The 15,613-nt window shown below is 39.6% G+C and carries 22 protein-coding genes; 11 read left to right on the forward strand and 11 right to left on the reverse strand.

Annotated features, from left to right (window positions below; genetic code table 11):
* Nucleotide 1 precedes the first annotated feature (1 nt).
* The 3 genes from HT709_RS07595 (at nucleotide 2) to radC (ending at nucleotide 4,393) form a co-directional block, all read left to right on the forward strand.
* The gene (locus HT709_RS07595) at nucleotides 2-862 is read left to right on the forward strand and encodes a methionyl aminopeptidase (protein WP_000631540.1); all 861 of its coding nucleotides are present in this window, start codon (nucleotides 2-4) and stop codon (nucleotides 860-862) included.
* 516 nt (nucleotides 863-1,378) lie between these two features.
* Nucleotides 1,379-3,670 (forward strand): DNA helicase PcrA, encoded by a 2,292-nt coding sequence (pcrA, locus tag HT709_RS07600; protein ID WP_172925646.1) that lies wholly within the window; start codon nucleotides 1,379-1,381, stop codon nucleotides 3,668-3,670.
* 42 nt (nucleotides 3,671-3,712) lie between these two features.
* A complete protein-coding gene (gene radC / locus HT709_RS07605) occupies nucleotides 3,713-4,393 on the forward strand; it encodes a DNA repair protein RadC (protein ID WP_000286927.1) in 681 nt (226 codons plus the stop codon).
* Here radC and HT709_RS07610 read toward each other — a convergent pair.
* From HT709_RS07610 to HT709_RS07655, 10 genes are all read right to left on the reverse strand, one after another.
* A complete protein-coding gene (locus HT709_RS07610; protein ID WP_172925647.1) occupies nucleotides 4,390-5,079 on the reverse strand; it encodes a gamma-glutamyl-gamma-aminobutyrate hydrolase family protein in 690 nt (229 codons plus the stop codon). The genes radC and HT709_RS07610 overlap by 4 nt on opposite strands.
* Nucleotides 5,080-5,096: 17 nt before the next feature.
* Nucleotides 5,097-5,738: a redox-sensing transcriptional repressor Rex gene (locus tag HT709_RS07615; protein ID WP_000653403.1), complete on the reverse strand. Its 642-nt coding sequence runs from the start codon at nucleotides 5,736-5,738 to the stop codon at nucleotides 5,097-5,099.
* 82 nt (nucleotides 5,739-5,820) lie between these two features.
* Nucleotides 5,821-6,036, reverse strand: coding sequence for a DUF4649 family protein (locus tag HT709_RS07620; RefSeq protein WP_000462493.1), 216 nt, complete (start codon nucleotides 6,034-6,036; stop codon nucleotides 5,821-5,823).
* 7 nt (nucleotides 6,037-6,043) lie between these two features.
* On the reverse strand, nucleotides 6,044-6,391 hold the full coding sequence (locus tag HT709_RS07625; protein WP_000863540.1) for a DUF1831 domain-containing protein: 348 nt from the start codon (nucleotides 6,389-6,391) through the stop codon (nucleotides 6,044-6,046).
* 4 nt (nucleotides 6,392-6,395) lie between these two features.
* Nucleotides 6,396-7,511 carry a cysteine desulfurase family protein gene (locus tag HT709_RS07630; RefSeq protein ID WP_172925648.1) on the reverse strand — a complete coding sequence of 372 codons (1,116 nt, stop codon included), beginning with the start codon at nucleotides 7,509-7,511 and terminating at the stop codon, nucleotides 6,396-6,398.
* Between the two features lie 9 nt (nucleotides 7,512-7,520).
* Nucleotides 7,521-8,480, reverse strand: coding sequence for a ribose-phosphate diphosphokinase (locus HT709_RS07635; protein ID WP_001283810.1), 960 nt, complete (start codon nucleotides 8,478-8,480; stop codon nucleotides 7,521-7,523).
* Between the two features lie 112 nt (nucleotides 8,481-8,592).
* On the reverse strand, nucleotides 8,593-9,162 hold the full coding sequence (locus tag HT709_RS07640; protein WP_000681273.1) for a CYTH domain-containing protein: 570 nt from the start codon (nucleotides 9,160-9,162) through the stop codon (nucleotides 8,593-8,595).
* A 132-nt stretch (nucleotides 9,163-9,294) separates the two neighbouring features.
* A complete protein-coding gene (locus HT709_RS07645; RefSeq protein ID WP_000592966.1) occupies nucleotides 9,295-10,440 on the reverse strand; it encodes a site-specific integrase in 1,146 nt (381 codons plus the stop codon).
* A gap of 323 nt (nucleotides 10,441-10,763) precedes the next feature.
* Nucleotides 10,764-11,528: a hypothetical protein gene (locus HT709_RS07650; RefSeq protein ID WP_001031294.1), complete on the reverse strand. Its 765-nt coding sequence runs from the start codon at nucleotides 11,526-11,528 to the stop codon at nucleotides 10,764-10,766.
* A 1-nt stretch (nucleotide 11,529) separates the two neighbouring features.
* Entirely contained in the window at nucleotides 11,530-12,333 is an 804-nt protein-coding gene (locus tag HT709_RS07655) for a S24 family peptidase (RefSeq protein ID WP_000427977.1), read from the reverse strand.
* A 180-nt stretch (nucleotides 12,334-12,513) separates the two neighbouring features.
* Here HT709_RS07655 and HT709_RS07660 point away from each other — a divergent pair, with 180 nt between their 5' ends.
* The 5 genes from HT709_RS07660 to HT709_RS07680 all read left to right on the forward strand — a co-directional run bounded on the left by HT709_RS07660 (nucleotide 12,514) and on the right by HT709_RS07680 (nucleotide 13,755).
* Complete coding sequence (locus HT709_RS07660; RefSeq protein ID WP_014017253.1) at nucleotides 12,514-12,660, forward strand: hypothetical protein; 147 nt, start codon at nucleotides 12,514-12,516, stop codon at nucleotides 12,658-12,660.
* 197 nt (nucleotides 12,661-12,857) lie between these two features.
* On the forward strand, nucleotides 12,858-13,058 hold the full coding sequence (locus HT709_RS07665) for a helix-turn-helix transcriptional regulator (RefSeq protein ID WP_050365350.1): 201 nt from the start codon (nucleotides 12,858-12,860) through the stop codon (nucleotides 13,056-13,058).
* A gap of 150 nt (nucleotides 13,059-13,208) precedes the next feature.
* Entirely contained in the window at nucleotides 13,209-13,394 is a 186-nt protein-coding gene (locus HT709_RS07670) for a helix-turn-helix transcriptional regulator (protein WP_000274132.1), read from the forward strand.
* A gap of 11 nt (nucleotides 13,395-13,405) precedes the next feature.
* On the forward strand, nucleotides 13,406-13,603 hold the full coding sequence (locus tag HT709_RS07675) for a hypothetical protein (protein ID WP_001057655.1): 198 nt from the start codon (nucleotides 13,406-13,408) through the stop codon (nucleotides 13,601-13,603).
* Nucleotides 13,604-13,614: 11 nt separating this feature from the next.
* A complete protein-coding gene (locus HT709_RS07680) occupies nucleotides 13,615-13,755 on the forward strand; it encodes a hypothetical protein (RefSeq protein ID WP_000993374.1) in 141 nt (46 codons plus the stop codon).
* A gap of 25 nt (nucleotides 13,756-13,780) precedes the next feature.
* Here the strand turns inward: HT709_RS07680 and HT709_RS07685 are convergent, their stop codons facing one another.
* On the reverse strand, nucleotides 13,781-14,188 hold the full coding sequence (locus tag HT709_RS07685) for a hypothetical protein (RefSeq protein WP_001118395.1): 408 nt from the start codon (nucleotides 14,186-14,188) through the stop codon (nucleotides 13,781-13,783).
* A gap of 188 nt (nucleotides 14,189-14,376) precedes the next feature.
* On the opposite strand from HT709_RS07685, the gene HT709_RS07690 reads away from it, so the two are divergent.
* From HT709_RS07690 to HT709_RS07700, 3 genes are read left to right on the forward strand one after another with little or no spacing between them, the layout of a single operon-like run.
* Complete coding sequence (locus HT709_RS07690; protein ID WP_001284486.1) at nucleotides 14,377-14,529, forward strand: hypothetical protein; 153 nt, start codon at nucleotides 14,377-14,379, stop codon at nucleotides 14,527-14,529.
* Between the two features lie 39 nt (nucleotides 14,530-14,568).
* On the forward strand, nucleotides 14,569-14,829 hold the full coding sequence (locus HT709_RS07695; protein WP_000097024.1) for a hypothetical protein: 261 nt from the start codon (nucleotides 14,569-14,571) through the stop codon (nucleotides 14,827-14,829).
* Between the two features lie 46 nt (nucleotides 14,830-14,875).
* Entirely contained in the window at nucleotides 14,876-15,586 is a 711-nt protein-coding gene (locus HT709_RS07700; RefSeq protein ID WP_001002367.1) for an ORF6C domain-containing protein, read from the forward strand.
* Nucleotides 15,587-15,613: the final 27 nt, after the last annotated feature.

A 15,613-nucleotide genomic window follows, 5' to 3' on the forward strand; every position in this document is an offset into this window, starting at 1 on the left:
AATGATAACATTAAAATCAGCTCGTGAAATCGAAGCTATGGATAAGGCCGGTGATTTTTTAGCAAGTATCCATATTGGCTTGCGTGATTTGATTAAGCCTGGCGTAGATATGTGGGAAGTTGAAGAATACGTTCGCCGTCGTTGTAAGGAAGAAAATTTCCTTCCGCTTCAGATTGGAGTTGACGGTGCCATGATGGACTATCCTTATGCTACCTGTTGCTCTCTTAATGATGAAGTAGCTCATGCTTTCCCTCGTCACTATATCTTGAAAGATGGTGATTTGCTCAAGGTTGACATGGTTTTGGGAGGTCCAATTGCTAAGTCTGATTTGAATGTCTCAAAATTAAACTTCAACAATGTTGAGCAAATGAAGAAATACACTCAGAGCTATTCTGGTGGTTTAGCAGACTCTTGTTGGGCTTATGCTGTAGGTACACCGTCCGAAGAAGTGAAAAACTTGATGGATGTAACTAAAGAAGCAATGTATAAGGGGATTGAGCAAGCTGTTATTGGGAACCGTATTGGTGATATTGGTGCAGCCATTCAAGAATACGCTGAAAGTCGTGGTTACGGTGTAGTGCGTGATTTGGTTGGTCATGGTGTTGGCCCAACCATGCACGAAGAACCAATGGTTCCTAACTATGGTATTGCTGGTCGTGGACTTCGTCTCCGTGAAGGAATGGTCTTGACTATTGAACCAATGATTAATACAGGTGACTGGGAAATCGATACAGATATGAAAACCGGTTGGGCGCATAAGACCATTGACGGTGGATTGTCATGTCAGTATGAACACCAATTTGTCATTACGAAAGATGGACCTGTTATCTTGACTAGCCAAGGTGAAGAAGGAACTTATTAATAAAAATTGAAAAGACTACTGGAAGTTTATTTTGATAAAAAATCCAGTAGATCTTTTCATAATAAAACGCATTGTATCAAGTGTTAGGGGCTGATATCATGCGTTTTTCTGACTTTAAGATTTTTTCCAACTCTGTTTGTAACCACATCATAACAGAGGGTCTAGGATTCAGGGCTCTCCTCCTATATACTATTAGTAAAGCAAAACTAGGGGAGAATATTTTAGTGTCGCAATCTATTGTTCCTGTAGAGGTTTTACGATATCGTTGTTTTGGTTTTAAAAAGAGAAATGGAATTCTGTTTAACGTTCGTATTGCCAATCTTAAATTTACCTTTTTTATATTGATGTATTGAGCTAGTTCATGAAAAAATTAAGTGAAAAAGTCGAGTGTTTTAGAAACCTACAGTGTAGTATTCTAGTTTCAATCCGCTATATTTTGCTACTCCCCGTAAAGTTTCTATTTTCCCTGATTTCTGATATAATAGAAATATTGACTTCAAGAGTAAGGAAGAGAAGATGAACGCATTATTAAATGGAATGAATGACCGTCAGGCTGAGGCGGTGCAAACGACAGAAGGTCCCTTGTTGATTATGGCGGGGGCTGGCTCTGGAAAGACCCGAGTTTTGACCCACCGTATCGCTTATTTAATCGATGAAAAGCTGGTCAATCCTTGGAATATCTTGGCTATTACCTTCACTAACAAGGCTGCGCGTGAGATGAAAGAGCGTGCTTATAGCCTTAATCCAGCTACTCAGGACTGTCTGATTGCGACCTTTCACTCCATGTGTGTGCGTATTCTGCGTCGCGATGCGGACCATATTGGTTACAATCGCAATTTTACTATTGTAGATCCAGGGGAGCAGCGAACTCTCATGAAACGCATTCTCAAGCAGTTGAACTTGGATCCTAAAAAATGGAATGAACGAACTATTTTGGGAACCATTTCCAATGCTAAGAATGATCTGATTGATGATGTAGCTTATGCTGCCCAAGCTGGCGATATGTATACGCAAATCGTGTCCCAGTGTTATACAGCTTATCAGAAAGAACTGCGTCAGTCGGAGTCGGTTGACTTTGATGATTTGATTATGCTGACCCTGCGTCTCTTTGATCAAAATCCTGATGTCTTGACCTACTATCAGCAGAAGTTTCAGTACATCCATGTTGATGAGTACCAAGATACCAACCACGCTCAGTATCAATTGGTCAAACTCTTGGCTTCACGCTTTAAAAATATCTGTGTGGTTGGGGATGCGGATCAGTCCATCTACGGTTGGCGTGGTGCTGATATGCAGAATATTTTGGATTTCGAGAAAGATTATCCCCAAGCCAAGGTGGTTTTGTTGGAGGAGAATTACCGTTCCACTAAAACAATTCTCCAAGCGGCTAATGAGGTTATCAAAAATAATAAAAATCGCCGTCCCAAGAATCTCTGGACTCAAAATGCTGATGGGGAGCAAATCGTTTACTATCGTGCCGATGATGAGCTAGATGAGGCTGTATTTGTAGCCAGAACCATCGATGAACTTAGTCGCAGTCAAAACTTCCTTCACAAGGATTTTGCAGTTCTCTATCGGACTAATGCCCAGTCTCGTACTATTGAGGAAGCCCTGCTCAAGTCAAACATTCCTTATACCATGGTTGGTGGAACCAAGTTCTACAGCCGTAAGGAAATCCGCGATATTATCGCTTATCTTAATCTTATTGCTAATTTGAGTGACAATATCAGTTTTGAGCGTATTATCAACGAACCAAAACGTGGAATTGGGCCAGGTACTGTTGAGAAAATTCGTGACTTTGCAAATATGCAAAACATGTCTATGCTAGATGCTTCAGCCAATATCATGTTGTCTGGTATCAAGGGTAAAGTAGCCCAGTATATCTGGGATTTTGCAAATATGATGTTAGATTTGCGAGAGCAACTGGACCACTTAAGCATTACTGAGTTGGTTGAGGCCGTCCTAGAAAAAACAGGTTACGTCGATATTCTTAACGCCCAAGCGACCTTAGAAAGCAAGGCTCGTGTAGAAAACATCGAGGAGTTCCTCTCTGTGACGAAAAACTTTGATGACACCTCTGATGGGCCAGAAGAAGAAACTGGTCTGGATAAACTGAGTCGTTTTTTAAATGACTTGGCCTTGATTGCGGACACAGATTCAGGTAGTCAGGAGACATCAGAAGTGACCTTGATGACCCTGCATGCTGCCAAAGGTCTCGAGTTTCCAGTTGTCTTTTTGATTGGGATGGAAGAAAATGTCTTTCCACTTAGTCGTGCAGCCGAGAATCCAGATGAATTAGAAGAAGAACGCCGTCTGGCCTATGTAGGAATTACGCGTGCAGAGAAAATTCTCTATCTAACAAATGCCAACTCGCGCCTGCTTTTTGGTCGTATCAACTACAACCGTCCCACTCGTTTTATTAACGAAATCAGCTCGGACTTACTTGAGTATCAAGGTCTGGCTCGTCCAGCAAATACAAGCTTTAAGGCATCTTATAGCAGTGGTGGGGTTGCCTTCGGTCAAGGTATGAGTCTTGCCCAGGCTCTTCAAGACCGTAAACGCAGTGCTGCCCCAAAATCTATCCAGTCAAGCGGTCTCCCATTTGGTCAATTTACAGCTGGAGCAAAATCAGCTTCTAGCGAGGCAAATTGGTCCATTGGTGACATTGCCCTCCACAAGAAGTGGGGAGAGGGAACTGTTGTGGAAGTTTCAGGTAGCGGTGCTACGCAGGAATTGAAAATCAATTTCCCAGAAGTAGGTTTGAAAAAACTTTTGGCTAGTGTGGCCCCAATTGAGAAAAAAATCTAATTTTTCATCCTTCTCACGAATAATAAAGTGAGGAGGATTTTTATGTACAGTATTTCATTCCAAGAAGATTCACTATTACCAAGAGAAAGACTGGCCAAGGAAGGAGTTGAAGCGCTCAGTAATCAAGAGTTGCTAGCTATTTTACTCAGGACAGGAACACGTCAAGCTAGCGTTTTTGAAATTGCCCAGAAAGTCTTGAGCAATCTTTCAAGCCTAACGGATTTGAAAAAAATGACCCTGCAGGAATTGCAGAGTCTGTCTGGTATCGGCCGTGTTAAGGCCATAGAATTACAAGCTATGATTGAACTGGGCCATCGTATTCACAAACACGAGACTCTTGAGATGGAAAGTATTCTCAGCAGTCAAAAGTTGGCCAAGAAGATGCAACAGGAATTGGGGGACAAAAAACAAGAGCACCTGGTGGCGCTCTATCTCAATACTCAAAATCAAATCATTCATCAACAGACCATTTTTATCGGTTCTGCAACTCGTAGTATCGCTGAGCCGCGAGAGATTCTTCACTATGCTATCAAGCATATGGCGACTTCACTCATCTTGGTCCACAATCACCCTTCGGGAGCGGTAGCCCCTAGCCGAAATGATGATCATGTCACTAAAATTGTTAAAGAAGCCTGCGACCTGATGGGGATTGTCCTCTTGGACCATTTGATTGTCTCACAATCTAGTTACTTTAGTTACCGTGAAAAGACAGATTTAATCTAAAGTTCATTAACAACATAGTCAAAGAGGTTTTTATCTTTGGGGCGATTTTCAAATAGAAATTCTGGGTGCCATTGGACACCGAGAAAGGCAACATCATCCGTACTCATGACAGCTTCAATAATACCATCTTTAGGATCATGAGCCGCAATCTTTAAATTTGGTGCTAAATCCTTGATACTCTGGTGATGGAAGGAGTTGATATGGGAGATTTCTCCATAGATTTCTCGGAGAACAGTATCAGGTTCTGTCACCAAGCGTTGAGTTGTGTACTCGGCAGAACAATTCTGCCAATGATCTTCGATATCTTGGTACAGAGTTCCGCCCATGGCAACGTTAAAAAGCTGAGTCCCACGACAGACGGAGAAAATAGGCTTTTGCTGTTTGATAGCTTCCTTGATGAGGGCTAGTTCGAATATATCTCTTTGAAGGTGGTAGTCATCGCTATCAATGGTTTTTGGTTCACCATAGAATTTTGGATCAACATTTTGCCCACCTGTCAAGATGAGCTTGTCAATCATACTGATATAGTGGCAGGCCATTTCTTGATCACCAATCGGTAGGATGATGGGAATCCCTCCAGCGTCTTTAACGCCTTCCACAAAGCCTTTTGCTGCGTAGCTCATCATGATGTCATCATCTGGATGAGTTTTTTCGTTTCCTGTTATCCCAATAACTGGTTTTTTCATAAAATGATTTTCGCTTTCTAATCCTCTTTTCGCATGAAGTAGAGGAGGGTTTGGAGTTCACTTGTCAAATCGACATACTGAACGACCACATCTTTTGGTAAATGCAGATGGACTGGTGAAAAACTAAGAATTCCTTTCACACCAGCATCTACCAAGAGATTAGCAACCTCTTGTGACTTAACACTGGGAACGGTCAGGATAGCAGTCTTGACATCGGCATCCTTGATTTTATCCTTGATTTGAGAAATTCCGTAAATGGGAATCCCGTCAGGAGTTTGGGTACCGACTTCAGGATGGTCATCCAGGTCAAATGCCATGATAATCTTCATCTTGTTACGCTCATGAAAGCGGTAGTGGAGAAGGGCATGGCCCATATTTCCAATACCAACCAGCATGACATTGGTAATAGAGTTATCATTGAGCAAATCGGCAAAAAATGTCATCAGTTTTTTGACATCATAGCCAAAACCACGACGACCAAGTTCACCAAAATAGGAAAAATCACGACGTACGGTCGCTGAATCAATACCGATAGCCTCTGCAATTTGTTTAGAGTTGGCACGTTCAATCTTTTCTGCATGAAATCTCTTAAAAATTCGATAGTAGAGAGAGAGTCTTTTCGCTGTAGCTTTTGGAATAGCAAACTGTTTATCTTTCACAAAATCACAACCTTTCTATTCTTCTATTTTATAGAAACATTGTGAAAAAATCAACAAAAACAAGAAAAAACTAAGAAAAATCTTAGTTTTGATGTAAAAAATCTGTATGTGATAGAAAACGGTAGAGGTCTCCGACCAGACCCTGATAAATTTTCTGGCTATTAAAAGTCAGAGAAGTTACATAAAGTGTATCTGGCAGGGTCACACATCCTGACAGAGCCAGCATGAGAGCTTCATAATCCTCATACTTGAGTGTACGCTCTACATGATAGCTGTCCTTATAGGTCAATTCAAACATATGGGACCTATCTTTCTGATTTTGTAAAGACACCACGTTCTACCAAGCTATCCATGAGGAAGTAGAATTTTTCCTGATGAATGTGGTGGTCTTCTGATTTGAAAATATCAACTAGACGAAGACCAAACTTGTCAGTGATATTGATTTTAGCCCCTGTAAGTTCCTTGTTAATGATGATTTTGAGTTGGAAGCCTTCACCGCTGTTTGGCACTTTTTCCAAAAGGCGAGTCAATTCATAGTTACCAACCTTAGTCTCAAAAAAGGTGTTATCTTTGAGGGTGAATTTTTTAACAGAAGGGCTAAGAGTGTAGTCGTAACGACAATTTTTTAACTGAATGGTTTTTTCAAATGCCATATGGCTAACCTCCGATAATTTCTTTTAAGGTTTTTGCGAGGGTTTGTAGGTCTTCAACAGTATTTTGTGGCGACAAACTGATACGAACGGATTCCTTCAAGCGTTCTGAATTTGCCCCGTACATGGCTTCAAGAACATGGCTGGATTGGACAATGCCTGCCGTACAGGCTGAGCCAGTAGAGATAGAAATTCCAGCCAAATCTAGCCGAAGGAGTAAAAGGTCATTTTTCTGATTAGGAAATCCAATATTGAGAACATAAGGGAGATGATGTTGTCCTCTATTCACGTAATACTGAATTCCTTCTAGCTCTGCAAGAAAGGCAGTTTCTAGATTTTGTACATGTTGGAAATGTTCTTCCTGTTTTTCTAGGTCTTCTTTTAGGGCTGCAACCATACCTACGATGGCAGCTAGATTTTCAGTTCCGGCTCGTTTTTTCTGTTCTTGGTCTCCGCCATGAAGATAGGAATCAAAATCCATGCTAGATGCGTAGAGAAAACCGATTCCCTTAGGACCATGGAACTTGTGGGCAGAAGCAGTGAGAAAATCAATGCCCAATTCTTCTGGGTGTATAGGGATTTTACCAATAGCCTGAACTGCATCGACATGATAGGCGGCTGGGTGTTGCTTGAGTATTTGGCCAATTTCAGCAATGGGCAGTAGGTTTCCAGTCTCATTATTGGCAAACATGGTAGAAACCAAAATCGTATCGTCACGTAAGGCCTCTTGAATTTGCTGGGCGGTGATTTCTTGATTTTCTGGCTGGATAATGGTTGCTTCAAAACCAAAGTGTTGAACCAAGTAATCAATTGTTTCAAGGACAGCATGGTGCTCAATAGCAGTTGTGATAATATGTTTTCCTTGTTCTTGGTGACGAAGGCAGTAACCAATGATAGCAGTATTGTTGCCTTCTGTCCCACCAGAAGTGAAAAAGATATGTTGAGGTTTTGTCCCCAGTAACTGAGCTAGCTCCTGACGGGCTTCTCGCAATAGTTTGCCAGCTTGACGACCATGAGCATGAATACTAGAAGGATTTCCATAGGTTTCTTGCATAACCTCGGTCATAGCTGAAATAGCAACTGCTGACATAGGAGTCGTTGCAGCATTGTCCAAATAAATCAAAGAATCACCTTATTTCTTTTTGTTGTAGGCAAAGAGTGGGCTGACTGGTTTTCTTTCGTGGATACGGACGATAGCATCACCAATTAACTCACTAGCAGTGATGTAGCATACGTTTTTAGGAGTTTTTTCTTTTGTTGCTACTGAATCAGTCACAAGAATTTCTTTAATATTAGTATTGTCAAGAAGTTCAGCAGCTCCTTCGACGAAGAGGCCGTGGCTAGAAACAGCATAAATTTCTGTAGCTCCTTCACGTTCAACGATTTTAGCAGCTTCAGAGAAGGTACGTCCTGTATTTAAAATATCATCAATCAAGATAGCTTTCTTACCTTCAACATCACCAATGATATAACCTTCGTTGCGAGTTGCATCGTCTTGAGGATAGTCGATAATGGCGATAGGAGCGTCAAGATATTCAGCCAAGCTACGCGCACGTTTGACACCTGAATTTTTAGGGCTAACGACAACAACATCTGAACCGAGTAGTCCCTTATCGCAGTAATGTTTTGCAAATAGGGGGACAGTGAAAAGATTATCCACTGGAATATCAAAGAAACCTTGAACCTGAACGGCATGCAAATCAAGAGTCAGGATACGATCAACCCCAGCCTTAACCAGCATATTGGCAACTAGTTTTGCTGTAAGTGGCTCACGAGGACAAGCAATGCGGTCTTGACGTGCATAGCCAAAATATGGAAGGACAACGTTGATACTGTGGGCACTTGCACGCACACAAGCGTCGACCATGATCAACAATTCCATTAGGTGGTTGTTGACAGGGAAACTTGTTGATTGGATGATGTAAACATCATAACCACGGACACTTTCTTCGATATTCACTTGGATTTCTCCGTCTGAAAATTGACGTGACGATAGTTTTCCAAGTGGGACACCAACAGCTTCAGCAATTTTCTGTGCAATCTCTTGGTTAGAGTTGAGTGCGAAAAGTTTCATGTTTTTTCTATCTGACATTATAGACCGTCCTCTGTAAACTTTTTAAATCCTAGTGATATTTATCTTACATATATGAACTAGAACCTGTGTATTTTTATCTTTTCTATTTTACCAAAAAATGGAGATTATTTCAGCTATTTTTCATGCTTTTGACAAATCGAACCAATTTTGAAGGAGCTTTTTGATAGGAAATCTGATTTTCCTCTAAAAATTGCTGGAAATCCTGTTTGCCTTGCTCATGATTTTCCACTTCAAGCTCTAATTCATAATCTGTCATATCAAAGTACTGACTTTCATCCAGTGCCATGAGGCCAATAGCTGTTTGCATTTCATAGCGAAGCGTTGTTAGACAACCAAGAACCTGCCATTCACTAGTTTGGATACCATGTTTCGCCAATTCATCCAATACTATCCCTTGAGGAAATTCTTTCTTGCTCAGATAGTTTTCAGCATCTTTTAGTTGCAATTTTTGGTTGTATTCCATGTTTCCAACACTCTGCGGGACTTTGAGTGTCAATTCTGCCCAGTCTTCAAAAGTTCGAATGCGCATAGCAACTTTCTTTTCTCGCAGCTCAAAATCAGGTGTGTCGATGTAGTAATTTTTTTGAAGAACAGGAGTGACACCTGTGAACTGGTCTTTTAGACGATCATACTCATCTTTTTTCAATAGTGTTTTCAATTCAATTTCTAAATGTTTCATTTTTCTTACCTTTTCTTTATCGTTGAAAGCGGATTATGGTATAAACTGCTCACAGCTTCCTAGTCCCTTGAAATCAGTGGGTTTCTAGCATGTCAACCAAAAGTGAATACGAGATTGAATACGACTCTACTTTTAGCTGGAGCGAATGAAATCCATGAGCTGATCAACGACTTCAAAACGTTGATTATCATTGATGTGGGTATACATATCAAGGGTTGTTTGAACATTGTTGTGACCTAATCTGTCCGAAATAATTTTGGCTGTAATACCAGCTTCAAAGAGGAGAGAAGCGTGTGTGTGCCTGAAACCGTGAGGAGTGATTTTTTTGACATCTTTATGTTCACAAAAGAATCTTCTAAGTCTCTCTTTAACAGCTGAAGGAGAAATCCATCCTCCGAAACTATTCGTAAATATATAATTCGATTCACGTTTGTAAGGCACACCAGCCTGGAAATATTCTTTTATTTGCTGTCGTTTCCAGAGTTTCAAAACATTCAGAGTTTCATCATCTAAGGTGATAACCCTCTTACTCCTTTTGGTTTTAGGATCCTGAACAGTTTGTTTTTTACCAATCACGACAGCCGTGCGAGAAATGCTTAACAACTTATTTTCAAAGTCAACATCTGACCACATGAGGCCAATTGATTCTCCAGTTCTCAATCCAGAAAAAGCGAGCAAGTGAAAAAAGGTGTAGTCTACTGGCTTACAATTTACTTTGTAAACTTTAAGAAACTCCGTTAGTTCCTGTTTTGTATAGTGGTTCTCTTTGCCCTTTAAGGGTCTATTTTTAGGCTTGATAATCTTGTCCAAGGGATTTAACTTAATGATGTCAAGAGAAACGGCATACTTGAAAATACGGCTGATTACAGAGTAGTAATTGGCATATAGGATATAGCGATTACTTAACTGGATAGCAACCTTTTGACAATAAGCTACACTGATCTGCTGAATTTTCATATCTGTAAAATATGAGTCAATTATAATACGAAGTTTTTTCTTAACGTTCTGATAGGTTGTTGGTTTTACAGTACTTTTATAGCTATCAAGCCATAACTCAGCGACTTCAGCGAAAGTAGGGTTCTGAAAATCTTCATTGTTTGAAAAAACATTTTCTTCAACGTCTAAGAGAAGGTCACGTTCGGCAGCCTTTGCCTCCTTTATGGTTTTAAAACCACGTCGTGTTGTGCGTTTTTCTTTTCCAGTAGCAGGGTCTATGCCCAGGTATGTTTGAAAGAGATATCTAGTCTCTCCTTTTTTTGTGATGTATTTTTTTATCATAAAAAGTCCTTTCTTTTCGATTGCTTGCCCGCATAGTTGAAAAGGTGTAGAACTTATGATAAACTATAGTTGTATTTTTTTATCATCCTTTCCATTGCTTGCTAGATGGAAAGTTAAATCCTCACACTCAAAGTTTGGCGATGGCGAGTGTGGGGATTTTTTGAGTTGTTTCCAGAATGGAAAGAGATGCTAGATAAAAAGAAAAGTAGCCGTATCAAATACGGCTACCATCACGATATGGATCTAAAATCCAAATGTAAACTTTATGGAGCTAAACTCCTAATAGCTGTATTGTAATATAATTATTAAAAAATGTCAAGAGATTAGAAAAGGTATAATTCTTTTAACTTTTCGTTAATTTTGTCCAATGTGTTATCAGATACCTTCATTTTTCCGATTGGATCTAATCTATTTTTCTTTAAAATTCTATCTTTGCTGATTGTTTGAAGGTTATTACACTTGGCATAAGAACGCTTAATGTATTTTTTGTAATATTGAGTTAATTCAATAACGTCAGTTATTTCTGATTGTGTCCGTTTAAGGTTGTCACCGTCTATTATCTTAGGTTGAATTATTTCGTTTGAAAATTGTTCTGTATAAGCTTGGTAGACATCCAATAAGGCAGCTTCAGTAATTGCATTATTGGAATCTAAATATTTTAGGTAGGCAAATAATTCTTTGTGTAATTTTTCAATATATTCATCAAGCAAAATAGAAGGATATTCCGCAATGACTTCGTCTATGAGTACAGTATCTATTTGATTTTTAGATGTTAGAGGAATTACTGTAAGTGTTTTTTTATAGGGACTATCTACTTTGTCTAAGACAATAGCCCAATGATTATTTGATAATTCTCCGCCTATATTTACACCAAACTCTACGAATATCAGAGAGCCACGACTGAATTTCCAATATTTTCTTTTTTGAGTCTTAGCTTCAAATAAGAATTGTTCAGATTGTCTTTTAACTGCTGGCGCAAGAAATCGGTATTTAGAAGATGTATGTTTTGCTTTACCAAGTTTATAGAGTTTTTCAACTTCTATGTAGTTTTGTTTGGTTTGTTCAAAATATGGATTTTCTTTGTTCATTTTATTCCCCTCTATACACCCCGACTACTGCATAGATCTTGATGTGTGTGTCTTCGGCTGGTGGGAAGTCTAGGGTGATGTCTTCGTACTTGTCATTGAGTGATACGAGGCGTAAGCGTCCGTTTTCGGTATAGATCTTTTTGAAGTAAGAACGGTCTCCGTATGCGATAACTGCTAGGTCTCCGTTGTAGGTGGTCAGTCCTTTGTCTACTAAATAGAGAATGTCTCCGTCTTGGTAGTCAGGCTGCATGGAGTCTCCGCTGACCTTGGTAGCAATATCGTGACGTGGTGGTTGCTCGTCAACCTCTATAGTCTCTCTGTCTGTATCGTCGTACCCAAATCCATAGTTAAATCCAGAAGCTGCTGCCGTCTCAGATACAACCTCAACTTGATACAAGCTGATAACTTCCGACACTTCGTTTATCTTCGTTTCTTCTTCGTTTTGTTCTGTGTACATCTCGCCGTTTGCTTTTTGTCTCTCCAGAAGCTCCTCAGAAGTCCGTAGCACGATTTTTTTATTATCTGGGGTTAATTGTACCACCTTGTCCGTTATCTGCTGTGTGAGCAAATCTGGGGACGCTGTGGTATTTATATCTTTACCGTGTAGAATATAATCTGTTGTTGTGTTGAAAAGTTTTGCTAATTTCACTAATTTAGCACCAGTTGGCAAATTTTTTCCATTTTCCCATTTCGAGACCGTTGTATCTGATTTATACCCTAAGTAATCAGCTACTTCTGTTTGTTCTAAATTATTTGCTAAACGTAATTCTCTAATTCTATAAGATATTTCTTGTATGTTTTCCATTTGTTTTACCTCTTTTTCTCAACTATATTCTATAATATATTTGAGAAATTATCAAGTACAGTATAGAAAAAATCAAAAAAATTGAAAAAATCTCAAGTAAACTATTGACACTTGAGAAAAAATCAAGTATAATTAAATCATGGTTGAGGTAATCAACTAAATAAAACAAGGAGGAAAGACATGCTAAGTCGTAAGATGAAACGGACAAAGAAATCCAGGCGACATAAAAAGCCTTGGAGCAATGAGTCCAAGGCAATCATCATCTCAGCATTGATACCAGCAATAGTTGAGATTATCAAATATCTCTTAGCTCTAGTTAAAGACTAAGGGAGAGGGGGAGGGGCGTAAGCCCCAAAACCCTATTTGATAATACGATTATAGCATGTCTTTTAGAAAAATGAAAGCAGAAGATAAAAAAATAGGACGCTGGAAATATAGGCTTGGTTGGTTGGTTGTTGCACTTATCTGGGCATTATTTATCTGGCATTGGTTCTTTTAGTGACTGCTAGAAAGGAGGTACTAAGTTGCCTAAACCAACAATAACAATAGCAGAAATTCGTGCAAAGAATGGGAAATTATCTCAAGAGGCATTTGGCGCAAGTATAGGCGTCAGCGCACAAACAGTTGGATCATGGGAAAAAGATATTTATAAAATTAAGCCAAAACATCTTTTAAAAATTTATGAGAAATATGGCGTAAGCTCCAAAGATTTACTAGGAGCTTAATTTTAAAAAAACAACTTGAGAAATTCTCATGTACATCTAACAAAAGTCAAAAAGGTCAAACTTTTTCAAAATCGATAGAATAATTCTATCAAAACTGTTGACAAGTACCAACAGTTTTGAAAAGACCTATTAGTAGAAAGGAAGAAGTCGATGTATGGAGCGAAAATGAGGGAGCTGAGAACGGCTCAAAAGCTGGGCTTGCGTGAGCTTGCCAAGCGAACCTTGATAGACTACACGACCTTGTCACGGATCGAGAACGACCTGAAGGCGGTGACGCTGTCGCAGGCGGTGGTCATTGCCAAGGCGCTAGGGTGTAGGGTAGAAGATATGTTGTAGGAGGAAATACTATGAACAACGCAGCGCAAAAAGTAACACGGATTGACAGAGATGCCTGGGAGATCGCTACGGAGCTGGCGAACGAATACGGCGTATCTATTTGTCACATCATCAGCGAGAGCGTCCGCTACTGTGCAGAGAATGCTGAATTTAAGGAGATGGACGTTGTCGTTAAACGATTGGTAGTCGGCAGTAAGGTGCTGGAGTAGGAGGGGAAGAGATGAATGCAAATGTAAATGTATTTTATGAATTAACTTGTAAAGACTTGAACGAAGCGATTGACGCAAAAAATAAAATCATCGCCAATACACTTGTCGATGAAACTGTTGAGATAAAAATTGAATTCTTACGTGATGTTTGAACTGTAAAATCGCTCGGAGATGGTTCTATCGTAGATCGCGTAATAGAGCCATGGTCGATTGTCTGATAGCTGTAGCTGGAGAATCGCTTTTATTGCTCTCGTTTACAGTGTAGAACATTGCAGATGCCAATGTAGCATCAAGTACAAACTTGTCTATATATTTGTGTTTCTTGCTATCGGAGTAAGTAATTGTCAGTGTAATTCGACCTTTATAATCTGGGTCTATTGATGATGTAAATTTTTGTCCTGGGGCAATCATATTTCCGATAAGTGAGTTGAAGCGGTGTACAGAATTCAATGGATCCAATTCGCCATCTATCTGAATATTATCTATATATGCTGGAGTTTGGCCAAAGTTTTTAAAAACAAAGGTACGTTGTTGATTTTTAACTGCATAGACATCTACATAAACATTAATATAAGGCTTTGCCATATCCTCTGTAGCTTTCTTTGTTTGCCAGAGTGAAATGGTATTAAAAACAAAACCGATAACTGCAATTATTACTGTGATATAGAGTGTCCAAATCTAGACATTATCATTGGTGATTTGTGGCGTTAGATCACTTCCTTTCTGCTTTTATTATAGCAAAAAGGAGAGAAAAATAGAAAGGAGAGGAAGATATGGCAAATAAGGGATTTAAAAATAGTTACATCGATAGAAAAAAATTAAGTAGTAGTCTTAAAACACTGATGACTCAACAAGCTATTGAAAGAGCAGAGCTTGCTGAGTCTCAGCGTAAGGAACTTGAAGAATTTCTCAAGGATCTGCTTTAATTATAGCAAAATGGGGAGAACAATAGGAAGGAAAGAGATATGAGCAGCCTATCAAAAAATTTACTACCAATTCAAAATTTAGAAATTAAGATAGATAGCGACTCTAGTATTCCACGAGTTATTTTGAACGGGGTTGATTTTCAAACAGAAGATATTTGTCTTCAAGGTATCAAGATAATTTGGGAAACAAAGAAAGATGAAGTGCCAGAGACACTTATTCAGGTTGATTATATAAATAACCGTGAAGCGCCTCATATAGTATCTGTCAAACAGTCGTTTAAAAATACTTTACTTAAATAGCTCTGGCGAGTTTTATTTCATTATATCAAATTTAGAAAGGAATATTATGAACGAAATTTTTAATTTTCACGGGCAGAAAGTCCGTACTTTGACAATTGATGACGAGCCGTGGTTCGTTGGGAAAGATGTTGCAGACATCCTAGGATATAGCAAGGCTAGAAATGCGATTGCTCTTCACGTTGATGAAGAGGACGCCCTAAAACAGGGCATCCCTACTAGTGGTGGAACACAGGATATGTTGATCATCAACGAATCTGGTCTCTACTCTCTTATCTTATCCAGCAAGTTGCCTCAAGCTAAGGAGTTCAAGCGCTGGGTGACATCAGAGGTCTTGCCAGCTATTCGTAAGCAGGGCGGATTTATTCGCGAGGATTTGGACGAGGATGCTTTTATCGCTCTCTTCACTGGCCAGAAGAAATTGCGTGAGCAACAGACGACCATGCTGGAGGATATTGACTACCTCAAGAGTGAGCAACCGATTCATCCAAGCTATGCTCAGTCGCTCCTGAAGAAGCGTAAGGCTAGGGTTGTGGCTTGCCTGGGTGGCATTGATAGCCCAGCTTATGCGGATAAGATTTTTGCTCAGTCGGTATTTAGACAAGCTGAGATTGACTTTAAAGACCACTTCAACATTAGTCGCTATGACTTGCTACCCAAGAAGCATGCGGATGCCGCTCTAGCTTACTGGATGACGTGGGAGCCAAGCACCAATACCAAGATGAAAATCATGGAACTGAACGCATTTAGTCAAGCGTAGGGAGGGAAAGAAAATGAGACCAAGACG

This window comes from Streptococcus sp. 1343 (assembly GCF_013277355.1).
GTDB classification, from domain to species: Bacteria; Bacillota; Bacilli; order Lactobacillales; family Streptococcaceae; genus Streptococcus; species Streptococcus pseudopneumoniae.